9 protein-coding genes are annotated in these 13,216 nt (G+C 70.4%); 8 read left to right on the top strand and 1 reads right to left on the bottom strand.

Annotated features, from left to right (window positions below; genetic code table 11):
- Nucleotides 1–121: 121 nt before the first annotated feature.
- From typA to ACJ8AN_RS07950, 5 genes are all read left to right on the top strand, one after another.
- The gene (gene typA, locus ACJ8AN_RS07970) at nt 122–1,963 is read left to right on the top strand and encodes a translational GTPase TypA (protein WP_407754647.1); all 1,842 of its coding nucleotides are present in this window, start codon (nt 122–124) and stop codon (nt 1,961–1,963) included.
- A gap of 195 nt (nt 1,964–2,158) precedes the next feature.
- Nucleotides 2,159–3,247 carry a metallophosphoesterase gene (locus ACJ8AN_RS07965; RefSeq protein WP_407754646.1) on the top strand — a complete coding sequence of 363 codons (1,089 nt, stop codon included), beginning with the start codon at nt 2,159–2,161 and terminating at the stop codon, nt 3,245–3,247.
- A gap of 151 nt (nt 3,248–3,398) precedes the next feature.
- The gene (locus ACJ8AN_RS07960) at nt 3,399–4,430 is read left to right on the top strand and encodes a histone deacetylase family protein (RefSeq protein WP_407754645.1); all 1,032 of its coding nucleotides are present in this window, start codon (nt 3,399–3,401) and stop codon (nt 4,428–4,430) included.
- A gap of 103 nt (nt 4,431–4,533) precedes the next feature.
- A complete protein-coding gene (locus tag ACJ8AN_RS07955; RefSeq protein WP_407754644.1) occupies nt 4,534–5,358 on the top strand; it encodes a cyclase family protein in 825 nt (274 codons plus the stop codon).
- Nucleotides 5,359–5,495: 137 nt separating this feature from the next.
- Nucleotides 5,496–6,809 (top strand): hypothetical protein, encoded by a 1,314-nt coding sequence (locus ACJ8AN_RS07950; RefSeq protein WP_407754643.1) that lies wholly within the window; start codon nt 5,496–5,498, stop codon nt 6,807–6,809.
- A gap of 16 nt (nt 6,810–6,825) precedes the next feature.
- Here ACJ8AN_RS07950 and ACJ8AN_RS07945 read toward each other — a convergent pair whose 3' ends face one another.
- Nucleotides 6,826–7,251 (bottom strand): MarR family winged helix-turn-helix transcriptional regulator, encoded by a 426-nt coding sequence (locus ACJ8AN_RS07945; RefSeq protein WP_407754642.1) that lies wholly within the window; start codon nt 7,249–7,251, stop codon nt 6,826–6,828.
- 135 nt (nt 7,252–7,386) lie between these two features.
- Between ACJ8AN_RS07945 and ACJ8AN_RS07940 the strand changes: the two genes are divergently transcribed.
- From ACJ8AN_RS07940 to ACJ8AN_RS07930, 3 genes are all read left to right on the top strand, one after another.
- On the top strand, nt 7,387–8,775 hold the full coding sequence (locus tag ACJ8AN_RS07940; RefSeq protein ID WP_407754641.1) for a TolC family protein: 1,389 nt from the start codon (nt 7,387–7,389) through the stop codon (nt 8,773–8,775).
- Nucleotides 8,776–8,789: 14 nt separating this feature from the next.
- Nucleotides 8,790–9,929: an efflux RND transporter periplasmic adaptor subunit gene (locus ACJ8AN_RS07935; RefSeq protein ID WP_407754640.1), complete on the top strand. Its 1,140-nt coding sequence runs from the start codon at nt 8,790–8,792 to the stop codon at nt 9,927–9,929.
- Between the two features lie 76 nt (nt 9,930–10,005).
- The gene (locus ACJ8AN_RS07930; RefSeq protein ID WP_407754639.1) at nt 10,006–13,161 is read left to right on the top strand and encodes an efflux RND transporter permease subunit; all 3,156 of its coding nucleotides are present in this window, start codon (nt 10,006–10,008) and stop codon (nt 13,159–13,161) included.
- Nucleotides 13,162–13,216: the final 55 nt, after the last annotated feature.

Raw genomic sequence — 13,216 nt, 5'->3', positions numbered from 1 at the left:
GGCATATAAGCGCCCGCCCTTCGCGTTCCTGTGGAGTTCACACAGGGTCCCTCACGCGGGGCCTGGGCGCCTTTGCCCCCATTCACGATTTTCGCCGGTTCAAGCCCGGCCCTTCGACTTCATGATTGCACGAGAGAACATTCGCAACGTCGCCATCGTCGCCCACGTCGACCACGGCAAGACCACCCTCGTCGACCACATGCTCCGCCAGGCGGGCATCTTCCGCAGCAACGAAGCCGTGACCGAGCGGGTGATGGACTCCAACGACCTCGAGCGCGAGAAGGGCATCACCATTCTCGCGAAGAACACGGCCGTCACCTACAAGGGCGCGCAGATCAACATCATCGACACCCCGGGCCACGCGGACTTCGGCGGTGAGGTGGAGCGCGGTCTGCGCCTCGTGGATGGCGTGATTCTGCTGGTGGACGCCGCCGAGGGTCCCCTGCCCCAGACGCGCTTCGTGCTCAGCAAGGCGCTGGGCATGGGCCTGAAGACGGTGCTCGTCATCAACAAGATCGACCGTCAGGACGCGCGTCCCAAGGAGATCCTGGACCAAGTCTACTCGCTCTACATCGACCTGGGCGCGGACGACACCCAGCTCGAGTTCCCCGTGCTCTACACGGTCGCCCGCCAGGGCCAGAGCTCGCCCTCGCTGGAGCAGCCGGGCAAGAGCCTGGAGCCGCTGTTCGAGGCCATCCTCTCGCACATCTCGCCCCCTCCGGCGCCGACGCAGGAGCCGCTGCAGCTGCTGGTGGCCAACCTGGACTACGACGACTACGTGGGCCGCCTCGCGGTGGGCCGCGTCCAGGCCGGCCGCCTGACGCCCAACATGCCCGTGGTGGTGATGCGGGACGGCGGCAAGGTCGAGCAGGGCAAGGTCGTCAAGCTCTACGGCTTCCAGGGCCTCAAGCGCACGGAGATCGCGGACGCGGGTCCGGGTGAGATCGTGTCCATCGCGGGCATCGAGGCCATCTCCATCGGCGACACCATCGCCGACGTGGAGAAGCCGGTGGCCCTGCCGCGCATCACCGTGGATGAGCCCACGATGATGATGATCTTCAAGGTCAACGACGGGCCGCTGGCGGGCAAGGAAGGCAAGTACGTCACCAGCCGCAACCTGCGCGAGCGCCTGTACCGCGAGTCCTACCGCAACGTGTCCATCCGCGTGGAGGACACGGAGACGCCGGACGCGTTCCGCGTGGTGGGCCGTGGCGAGCTCCAGCTGGCGGTCATCATCGAGACGATGCGCCGCGAGGGCTACGAGCTGACGGCCTCCAACCCGGAGCCGGTGACGAAGACGATCGACGGCCAGGTGCACGAGCCGATGGAGCTGCTCTTCTGCGACGTGCCGGAGAACAGCGTGGGCGCGGTGACGGAGCGCCTGGGGCCCCGCAAGGGCCGCATGTCGGACATGACGCAGCTGGGCGGCGGGCGCACCCGTCTCCAGTTCCGCATCCCCGCGCGTGGCCTCATCGGCTTCCGCTCGGAGTTCCTCACCATCACGCGCGGTGAGGGCATCATGAGCAGCCAGTTCGACGGGTACGAGCCGTGGTTCGGCTACATCCCGAAGCGCGCCAACGGCGCCATCGTGTCCGACCGCCTGGGCGAGACGGTGCCCTACGCGCTCTTCAGCATCCAGGAGCGCGGCCACCTCTTCGTGGGCGCCGGCGTGACGGTGTACGAGGGGATGATCATCGGCGAGCACGTCCACCCCTCGGAGCTGAACGTGAACGCCTGCCGCGAGAAGAAGCTGACGAACATCCGCGCCGCGGGCCGCGACGAGAACGTCATCCTCACCCCGCCGCGCGAGATGGGGCTGGAGAAGGCGCTCGAGTGGATCGCCGACGACGAGCTGGTGGAGGTGACGCCCAAGTCGGTGCGCATGCGCAAGAAGGCGCTGAGCTCCGGCGATCGTTACCGCGCCGAGCGTGACCGCAAGCGCGAGGAGCGCAGCGAGGCGTAATCACCCCTCTCCCACCGGGAGAGGGACGGGGTGAGGGGGCGGGCCCGATCGGGTCCGGTCCCCGTGCCTCCCAGAGAGGGCCGGAGTGAGGGTCTACGGGACTCGCACTCGCGGCCCTCTCGGCGTTCAAGGGCTCACAAGAGGCCCCCGGGGCATGTGCGGCCCAGGCGCGAGCCGGTTACATCTCCGGGTCCGATGTCCAGCCTCGCCCGTTTCCGAAACCGCTACCAACTGCTCGCGACCGTCCTCGTGACCGGGGTCCAGCTGCCGGCCGTGCTCTGGCTGTGCTGGCTCACCCGCACGCCGATACCCGCGATCGCGGCGGTGCTCATCTCACGGCCCTACCTGCGCCAGTTCGAGGCGCCGTGGCAGACCATGCAGCCCGCGCGCTCCGTCTACCTGGCGCTGGGCTGGTGGGCCGCCTGCGCGGTGTTCGACGTGCTCATGCTTCCCGCCGCGCTGGCCGTCCGGGCTGGAGTGCCCTCCGTGGCGGCCTGGAGCCTGGCCGGGGCCTTCGCGCTCGGGATGGGGGTGGACTCGGTCCTTGGGAGGCCGCGGGTGCGCCGGAAGGCGGTGCGCATCGCGGGGCTGCCTCCGGAGCTGGACGGCTACCGGATCGGCCAGCTCTCCGACGTCCACTGCGGCCCCTACGCGACCGAGAAGCAGGTGGCCTCGTGGGTCTCGCGCCTCAACGCGCTCGAGCTGGACCTGGTGACCGTCACGGGCGATCTCATCACCCATGGCTCCACATACGTCGAGGCGGTCGCTCGGGCGCTCGGCGGCTTGCGAGCGAAGGACGGCGCCTTCGCGTGCATGGGCAACCATGACTACTTCACCGATGGCGAGCACCTCGTGCGGCAACTGAGGCACAACGGCCTCACCGTGCTGCGCAACGAGGGCGTGGTGCTCGAGCGCAACGGGGCCCGCCTCTACGTCGCGGGCGTGGATGACACGTGGACCCGGCGCGATGACCTGGACCGGGCGCTCGCGAAGAGGCCGGAAGGTGTGCCGACGGTCCTGCTCGCGCACGACCCCGACCTGTTCCCCGAGGCCGAGGCCCAGGCGGTCGAGCTGACGCTCTCGGGCCACACCCATGGAGGCCAGCTCGGCGTTCCGGGTGTGCCCCGTCTGTCGCTGGGGCGCTTCGTCACCGTCTGGGCCGCGGGGCTGTACCGCCGGGACCGCTCGTGGCTGTACGTGAATCGCGGCGCGGGCACCACGGGTCCGCCCGCGCGCCTGGGTGCTCCCGCCGAGCTGGCGGTCATCACGCTGCGCCGGGCGTGAGCGCTCTCGCGGCGTGAGGCGGCACCCGTGCGCGGAGTGCTGCTCGGCCGCGAGGGCATCCGTCGGTGGGAGGACCCGTCTTGCGCGGGCCTCGACGGGCTTGAGAGAGTCGCGGCGGGTCCGCCTGTCCCCGACCCAGGGAGCTCGCTCGGTGAAAGTCGCTCATTCCCCCCTGCACGCCCGCCATGACGGTGGAAAAGAGCTCCATCGCGGCGAGCTGGTGCCGTGCTTCGAGATGCCGGTGCGCGCCGACTACATCCTGAAGGCGCTCCAACGCGCGGGCTTCGAGCTGAGCGAGCCGCGCGCGTTCCCGCACGAGTCGCTCCTGCGCGTCCATGACGCCGCGTTCGTCGAGTTCCTGCGCACCGCGCACGCCGAGTGGCGCGCCGCCGGCAAGGAAGGCTTCATGCTGCCGAGCGGTTTCCCCGCCCGGAGCCTGCGCCGCGACCACATCCCCTCCGGCATCAACGGGAAGATGGGCTACTACGCCTTCGACGCCAGCACGCCGATCGTCGAGGGCACCTGGGAGGCCGCGCTCGCCGCCGCCCACTGCGCCCTGACGGCCGCCGCCTGGGTCGCCGAGGGCGAGAAGAGCGCCTATGCCCTCTGCCGTCCGCCGGGACATCACGCCGGGCACTCGCTCTACGGCGGCTACTGCTTCCTCAACAACGCCGCCCTGGCCGCGCAGTACCTGAGGGATCACGGCTTCGCTCGGGTGGCGGTGCTGGACGTGGACTACCACCACGGCAACGGCACCCAGGACATCTTCTGGGAGCGCCCGGACGTGCTGTTCGTGTCCATCCACGCCACCCCGGAGACCGAGTACCCCTACTTCCTCGGCTATGCCGACGAGCGCGGGGCGGGCGCGGGCGAGGGCTCCACGCGCAACTTCCCGCTGCCGCGTGGCACCGCCTGGACGGAGTACAGCACCGCGCTGGCGGCCGCGATGGACGTCATCGGCGGGTTCTCGCCCGACGCGCTGGTGGTGTCGCTCGGCGTGGACACCTACGAGGGAGATCCGATCAGCGCCTTCAAGCTCGGCACCGAGGCCTACCCGCTGATGGGCCAGCGTCTGGCCGGGCTGAAGCTCCCCACCGTGTTCGTGCAGGAGGGCGGCTACGCCGTGGAGGAGATCGGCACCAACGTCGCCGGAGTGCTGGAAGGCTTCCTGGCCCGCCGCTGAGCCACCTCTCCATCCGGGCCCTGCAGATCCAACTCGGCGACCTGGAGAAGCTGGAGCGGAACCGGTAGAGCATGAAAACACGTATCCACCAACGGAGGCGTCCATGTCCGTATCCAGCCGTGTTTTCGAGAAGAGCAGCCCGGTGCATTGCCTGCTCGCGGTGCTCGTGCTCCTGGGCTCCGCGTGCGCTCATGCCGATGGCAGCATGAGCCTGGCCGAGGCCTACAAGGTCATCTCCACCCGCAAGCTCGTCGACCTCACCCACAGCTTCAGCCCCAGCACTCCGGTGTGGCAGGGCTTCGGCCAGGCCAGCTTCACCGCCGCGTCGGATCCGAAGACGTACCGGCCCTACGGCCTGGCGCAGGACGGCTTCCGGACGACCTACTACTCCATGGTGGGCCAGTACGGCACCCACGTGGATCCGCCCGCGCACTTCCACGAGAACGCCCTCACGATGGATCGCATCCCCCTCGAGGAGATGATCCTCCCGCTGGCCGTCTTCGACATCACCCCGCTGCTCGGCGCGGATCCGAACCACGCGCTCACCGTGCAGGACATCCTCGAGTGGGAGAAGAAGCACGGCCGCGTCCCGGCGGGCGCCTTCGCCGCGCTGCGCACGGACCTGTACAAGGACTGGAACAACCCCGAGCGCTTCAAGCGCTTCCCCTTCCCCGCCTGGTCCCTCGCCGCCATCCAGTTCCTCTTCAATGAGCGGCACATCACCGCCATTGGCCACGAGTCGCTCGACACCGACACCACGGAGAAGATGGAATCGGAGACGTGGGTGCTCGGCCAGGGCCACTACCAGATCGAGGTCATGGCCCACCTGGACGCGGTGCCTCCCGCGGGCGCCCTCATCGTGGTGACCTGGCCCAAGGTGGAGAACGGGTTCGGCTTCCCGGCCCGCGCCTTCGCTATCCTCCCCTGAGCCCGGACGGGCGGGCCTCTCCGGGCGGACATCTCCCCACAGGGGGGACCCTCTACCTCGCGGCCGTCCCACTCTGTTAGAAGACGAGTCCCGGCAACCCCCATTGCCGCGAACGAGGACGCCCAGGGAGGGAGAGCGTGGACGACACCTGGATCAACTGCCCTCATTGCGGACTCAAGCACCGCCCCCGAGCCCAGGCCCTCTGCCCTCGGTGTGGCCGGGGCGGCGCCTCGGCCGGCCGTGAGTCCGCCGTCTCCCTTCCGAGCATCCCCGCCGCCGCCCGCGCCTCCTCCACGGGCATGCCGGGCATCCCGGTGGCTCGCGCGTCCTCCACGGGCATGCCGAGCGTCCCCGTGGCCCGCGCCGCCGCGGCCAGCGCCCCCGTGAGCGCCCCTCCCGCCCGCGCCGCGGAGTACGTCCCCACCGTGGAGTACATCCCGTCGCTCGAGCCCACCCCGGCCGCGACGAGCACCCCCGCCCCGGCACCCCAGGCCGCCCCCGCCTCCCAGGCGAGCTCCATGCTCCTGCTCGGCGGCGGCATCCTGCTGCTCAACGCGGTGCTCCACCTCTTCGAGTTCCTCTTCCTGCCCTCGGTGTCCACGGACCCCTCGCTCCGCGCCGCCCAGCTCGCCGGCACGCTCGTCGGCGTGGGCCTGGATGCGGTGCTCGGCGTCAGCTTCCTCCTGGGCAGCAACCGCTTCCGCACCCTCGCCTTCGTCCGGCTGGTGCTCGGCATGTTCCTCTTCGGAGGCATGAGCCTGTACCAGGTGCAGTACCTCTTCACGCTCGTCGTCTTCGCCTTCTCCTGCGGCGTGCTGGTGCTCGTCTGGAGCAAGCCCTCGTCCTTCCTGGGCGGCGTGGCGCTCACCGCCGTGCTGCTCAGCGTGGCCGTGGAGCTCATCGGCTTCACCCGGCTCGCCTCCACCCAGTCGCTCGACGAGCGGATGAAGATCGCCCTGCGGCCGGACCTCGAGGGACGCCAGCTGGGCGCGGAGGACTCGGTCGTCGGAGACCGCCACCCCTACAAGCTGCGAATCCCCTCGGAGGGCTGGTTCCGCCGCAAGGAGTCGGTGGTGCGGGCCGCGGACCCCGACATCGACCTGTGGCTGTCCCACCCGGACTACAACGCGCACCTGACGGTGGCCGTGCGCGGCTGGAACGAGGCCCAGGCGGAGAACCTGCGCGAGGCGAGGGACCTGGCGCTGCACGACCTGCGGCTGCAGTACCCCGACTTCCAGGTGGCCGAGACCTCCGACAACGGCACCCCGCTCCTCGACGCGAGCCTCGCCACCCTCACCGGCAGCGCCACCCGCGCGGGCAAGCCCTTCCAGTTCGAGCTGTCCCTCTACAAGACGGGCAATACGCTGCTGCGGGTGATGGCCTTCGGGCCCACGCGCTCCTTCGAGTCGCTGAAGCTCGCGGGCGCGACCACGGGGCTGCGGCCGGACTGAGCGCCGGGCCCCTCCGTCAGGACCCGGACTCCCGCTCGGACTCCTCCAGCACCTGGGACAGCCCCGCCTGGAGCTTGCCCAGCAGGCGCATCAGCTCGCGCACCTCCGTGGCCGTGAGGTACTTGTCCGCCTCGGCCTGCACCCACTGATCCGCCTCGTCCAGGACCTCGAGCTCGCCCCGGCTGGACTCGGTCACCTGGAGGCGCACGCAGCGGCGATCCTCGCCCGCGCAGCGCTTCACCAGCCCATCCTCCTCCAGGCGATCCACCAGGCGGCTCACCGCTGGGGCATCCATCAGCATCCGCTCGGCCAGCTCCGCCTGGGTGCGCACCCCCAGCCGGGCGATGAACTTCATGGCCAGCAGGTGGTTGAAGGGTCGGCGTGTACGCCCGCTCAACCGGCGGCCAACCAGCCGGTGCAGGGTGCGACGCAGGGATCCCACTTGCTCGGGAAGGGTCATCTCGCGTAAGGATGCTTGTCAGTGACAACTGTTGTCAATGGTACCGAACAAGGCTGGCCGTGCCGGGGGGCGACCGGACAGCGCGGACGGTACCCGAAGCCAGGACTCCTCAAGGGTATGACCTACCGTCTCGCCTTCCTCATCGCGGTGCTCACCGCCGCCCCCTCCCTGGCCGAGCAGGATCCGCTCGTGCCGGCGCCGCCCGCGTTCCAGCCGCAGGTGGATGATCCGATGCTCACCCCGGCGCCCCCCGCGTCCAAGCTGGTGGGGAGCTGGGAAGAGACGCTCGGACTGGCGCGCGAGCGCTCCACGGACCTGCGCATCGCGGAGGCCAACGTGCAGCGCGCCGAGGGCCGCTGGCGTCAGGCCCTGTCGACGCTCCTGCCCAACGCCCGCGCGTCCGCGGGAGTCGCCTACGACATCCTCAACCCCGGCACCTCCGTGGGCCTCACCGGCACGCCGGTGACGGTGCCGCTCACGGCCGCCCGCCAGCCCACCCTGCCCCTCGCCTCGGCCTCGGTGTCGCTGACGCAGTCGGTGGTGGACCTGGGGGCCTGGCGCGGGCTGTCGTCGGCCCGCTCGGCCCAGGGCAGCGCCGAGGCGAACCTCCAGGACATCCAGCGCCGCCTCACCCTGGGGCTGGCGCGGACGCTGGTGGCCACCGTGGCCGCCGAGCGCGCCGCGGAGATCAACCGCGTGGGCCTGCGCCGGGCCCTGGAGCGCGCCGCGCTCGCCCAGCGCTCCTTCGAGCTGGGCGCGGGCAACCAGTTGGACGTGGTGCGCGTGCGCCAGGACGTGGAGGTGGCACGCCAGTCCCTCATCGCCGGTGACGAGCAGCTGCACCGCGCCCGCGAGGCACTCGGCCTGTCGCTGGGCCTGCCGCAGGAGGTGGGCGTGAGCCCGTCCTTCAACCTGCAGGGGCTGGTGGACCAGACGCGCGCCACGTGTGCCCCGCTGAAGGCCCTGATGGAGCGGCCGGACCTCGAGGCCGCGCGCACCCAGCTGGAGTCGGCGCGCGAGAGCAAGCGCCAGGCCTCGGCGGGCTACCTGCCGACGATTGGCGTCAACACCTCGGCCTATGGCTACACCACCGAGCCCGCGCCCGGGCGCGTCGCCACCTGGAGCATCGCCGCCGTGCTGTCGGTGCCGCTCTGGGAGGGAGGCCTCCGGGGAGGGCTGGTGCGCGAGCGCGCGGGCCTCGAGCAGCAGGCGGCCGAGACGCTCGAGCGCACGCAGCGCGACGCGACGGTGGAGGTGACGCGGGCGCGGCGCAACGTAGGCGTGAGCGAGTCGCTGGTGAAGACGGCGTCCGACGCCCGGGAGCTGGCCGCGAAGACGGATCAGCTCACCCGCCGCGCCTTCGAGGTGGGCCGGGGCAGCAGCCTCGAGCTGGTGCAGAGCGGTGCGGCGCTGCGGCAGGCGGAGCTGTCATTGGCCCTGCGTGAATTCGAGCTTGTCCAGGCGCGCCTGGACGCATTCCTGACGGAGGCACGGTGCGACTGGTGAAGAAGGGACGACCCATGAAGACGTTGGTGGTGGGACTGTGGGGAGCGGCCCTGGTGGCCGGTGCCATCGGCTGCGGGGACAAACAGGTGGCCAAGGCGCCTCCCCCACCCCGTGAGATCGAAGTGGTGCAGCTGGCCCCCAGCCCGGTGCGCGATGCGAGCGAGTACCTCGGGACGCTGATGTCGCGTCAGAGCGTCACGGTGCTGCCGCAGGTGGCCGGCTACGTGCGCAAAATCCACGTGCGTCCGGGCCAGAAGGTGGAGGCCGGAGCACCGCTCCTCGACGTGGATTCGCGCGAGGAGACCGCGGCGCTCGAGACGGCCAAGGCCCAGCGCACCTCCTCCGAGGTGAACCTGGAGCAGGCGCGCCGCACGCGCACCCGCCTCGAGTCCCTCTACAAGGAGGGCCTGGCGAGCGCCCAGGAGTTGGAGCAGGCCCGCGCCCAGGTGGAGGCGCTGGAGGCCAACACGCGCGCCGCCGCCGCCACGGAGACGCAGCGCGAGGTGCAGCTGCAGTTCAACACGGTGCGCGCGCCGTTCGCCGGCACCGTGGGCGACGTGTTGGTGCGCATGGGTGACTTCGTGAGCGCCACCACGCCGCTCACCAGCGTGGCCCAGGCGGACGTGCTCGAGGTGAGTGTGTCGGTGCCCGCCGAGCGCGCCCGCACGCTGCGCCCGGAGACGCCGCTCGAGGTGCTCGACGAGAGCGGCAAGGTGCTCCTCACCAGCACCGTCTTCTTCGTCGCGCCCCAGGCGGATCCGCGCACCCAGCTGGTGGAGGTGAAGGCCGCCTTCCGCAACACCGTGGGCCTGCGCCCCGCCGAGCTGGTGCGCGCGCGGCTCGTCTACAACACCCGCAACGCCCTGCAGATCCCCGCGCTCGCGGTGGTGCGCCAGAGCGGCCAGCCCTTCGCCCTCGTCGTGAAGGAGAAGGAAGGCAAGACGGTGGTGGAGCGCCGCCCCATCCAGCTCGGGACGCTCGGAGAGCTGGCCTACGTGGTCGAGGGCGGGCTCAAGGAGGGCGAGCAGGTGGCCGTCACCTCGCTGCAGGCGCTGAGGGATGGCGCGCCGGTGAAGGTGAAGGCGCAGCAGTCCCCCGCCGCCGCTCAGGCCGGGGCCGTCGCTGGCGGTGGTGCCGCCGGGGGCAGCCGCTAAATCATTCGCAGGACCGGGCGCCTCGGGGAGGGGGTGGGCGCCCGGCCACAGCCATCAGAACGAGGGCTCCACAGCCGTGTTCGTCGATTTCTTCATCCGCAGGCCCGTCTTCGCCGCCGTCTGCTCCATCCTGCTGACGCTGGCGGGAGCGGTGGCCATTCCCACCCTCCCCATCTCCCAGTACCCGGACCTGGCGCCGCCCCAGGTGACCGTCACCAGCGCCTATGTGGGCGCGAGCGCCGAGGAAGTGGAGAGCGCCGTCACCATCCCGCTCGAGCAGGAAATCAACGGGGTGGAGGGCATGCGCTACATCAGCTCCACCAGCAGCAACGACGGCACCAGCACCATCACCGTCACCTTCGAGCCCACGCGCAACATCGAGGTAGCCGCGGTGGACGTGCAGAACCGCGTGAGCCGTGCCGCCTCGCGTCTGCCCTCGCAGGTGAACCAGACGGGCATCGTCGTCAACAAGGCCTCCAGCCAGATGCTGCTGACGGTGGGCCTCTCCAGCCCGGACAACCGCTACGACGCGAAGTTCCTGAGCAACTACGCGGACGTGAACCTCAAGGACGCCGTCAAGCGCGTGAAGGGCGTGGGCGAGGTGCGCATCTTCGGCGAGCGCAAGTTCTCCATGCGCGTGTGGCTCAACCCCACGGAGATCGCCCGCCGCGGCATGACGGCCCAGGACGTGGTGCGCGCGCTCCAGGAGCAGAACGTCCAGGTGGCCGCGGGCCAGGTGGGCCAGCCCCCCTCCAGCACCGAGCAGCCCTATCAGATCGCCGTCCGGGCGCACGGCCGGCTCGTGGAGCCCGAGGAGTTCGGGGAGATCGTCCTGCAGCGCAGCAACGACGGGAAGATGGTGCGCGTGAAGGACGTGGCCCGCGTGGAGCTGGGCGCGGAGAACTACGGCACCATCCTGCGCTTCAACGGCCGCACGGGCGTGGGCATGGCCATCTTCCAGCTGCCCACCGCCAACGCGCTCGACGTGCGTGACGCCGTCTACAAGGAGCTGGATCGGCTCTCCACGCAGTTCCCCCCGGGCATGGAGTTCAAGACGGGGACGGACACCACGCTCGCGGTGCGCGCCTCCGTCGACGAGGTGATGCACACGCTGGTGGAGGCCATCGCGCTCGTCATCCTCGTCATCTTCCTGTTCCTCCACGGCTGGCGCAGCGTGCTCATCACCGCCATCACCCTGCCGGTGTCGCTGGTGGGTACCTTCGCCTTCGTCTACCTGATGGGCTTCTCCATCAACACGCTCACCCTCTTCGGCCTCACCCTGGCCACGGGTCTCGTCGTGGACGACGCCATCGTGGTCATCGAGAACATCGAGCGCTTGATGGCCGAGCGGGGCCTCACCCCTCTACGGGCGGCGAGCGAGGGCATGAAGGAAGTGGCCGGTGCGGTGGTGGCCATCTCCATCGTGCTGGTGGCGGTGTTCGTCCCCGTGGCCCTCTTCCCGGGCACCACCGGCGCCATCTACCGCCAGTTCGCCCTCACCATCGCCGCGTCGGTGGCCCTCTCCACCTTCTGCGCCCTGACGCTGACGCCCGCCCTGAGCGCCCGCCTGCTCCGGCACCACCACGGGGAGAAGTGGATCTTCTTCCGCATGATGGACAAGGCGCTCGACTGGACGCGCGACACGTACAGCAAGAGCCTGCGCGTGCTGCTGGCGCGCCCCCTCCTCATCCTGCTCGCGTTCCTGCTGTGCATCGGTGCAACGGTGATGCTCTTCCGCTCCGCGCCCACCGGCTTCATCCCCGACGAGGACCAGGGCTACCTGATGATCGGTATCCAGGGCCCCGAGGGCATGGCGCTCGCGCAGACGGAGAAGGTGCTGATGGAGGCGGAGAAGGTGCTTCAGGCCCAGCCCGAGGTGGTGACCATGTTCGCCATCGGCGGGTTCTCCTTCCAGGGGACCGGCGCCAACTACGCCAGCATCTTCGTCCCCCTCAAGCCCTGGGGGGAGCGGCCGGGCAAGGAGCACTCCGTGGCCGCGCTCGTGGAGCGGCTGCGTGGCCCCCTGGGTCAGATTGGGGGCGCCCGCGTCATCCCCTTCCAGCCTCCGGCCATCCGCGGCGTGGGCTCGGTGGGCGGCTTCCAGTACATCGTCGAGGACACCGCCGGTGGCCGCCCCCTGGGCGAGTTGGCCTCGTCCGCCCAGGAGCTCGCGGCGGGCGGCAATGAGCAGGGCCAGCTGCGTGGCGTCTTCACCACCTTCAACGCCGACACCCCGCTGCTGGACGTCGAGGTGGATCGCCAGAAGGCCAAGGCGCTCGGGGTGCCGTTGGATCAGGTGTTCGGCACCATGCAGGTCTACATGGGCAGCCAGTACGTCAACGACTTCAACTACGCCAACCGCACCTACCGCGTCTACGTCCAGGCCGAGCAGCAGTTCCGCAACAGCCCGCAGGACATCGGCGCCTTCTACGTGCGCAGCGACAGCGGCTCCATGCTGCCGCTCGAGTCGCTGGTGCAGGTGGCTCCCACCGTCACGGCCCAGTCCATCCGCCACTACAACCTCTTCCGCGCGGCGGAGATCAACGGCCAGGCCGCTCCGGGCGTCTCCTCCGGCCAGGCGATGGAGCTGATGGAGCAGCTCGCCGCGGAACGGCTGCCCCAGGGCATGAGCACGGAGTGGACGGGCATCAGCCTCGAGCAGAAGGAGAGCGGCGGGCAGACGATGATCATCTTCTCGCTCGGCCTGCTGTTCGTGTTCCTGGTGCTCGCGGCCCAGTACGAGAGCTTCACCCTGCCCTTCGTCATCATCCTCTCGGTGCCCCTGGCCATCATGGGAGCGCTGGGCCTGCAGGTGGCGCGCGGCTTCGCCAACGACGTCTTCTGCCAGGTGGGACTGGTGATGCTGGTGGGTCTGGCGAGCAAGAACGCCATCCTCATCGTGGAGTTCGCCGAGCAGCTGCGCGCGAGCGGCAAGAGCGCCGTGGACGCGGTGGTGGAGGCGGCCGCCGTGCGCCTGCGCCCCATCCTCATGACGTCCATCGCCTTCCTCCTGGGCGTGGTGCCGCTGATGACGGCGAGCGGGGCCGGTGCCGCCGCGCGCAACTCGCTGGGCACGGCCGTGTTCGGCGGAATGCTCGTGTCCACCGTGGTCAACTTCGTCTTCATCCCCGGCCTGTACGTGCTGATGCAGCGGCTGCGGGGCCAGACGAAGCCGACGCAGCAGCCCGAGCACCACGACGGCGAGCACGCCGCCCCCGCTCCCGCGCCCTGAGCCCGAGCGAGGCCCGGGTCCCCTTCCCTCGGGACCCGGGCCCGTGCCGGGTATG

Origin of the sequence: Archangium sp. (genome assembly GCF_045802675.1) — a bacterium.
GTDB lineage: Bacteria > Myxococcota > Myxococcia > Myxococcales > Myxococcaceae > Archangium.
The sequence above is the reverse complement of the archived record's forward strand: the minus strand, read 5'-3'. Positions and strand labels throughout refer to the sequence as shown.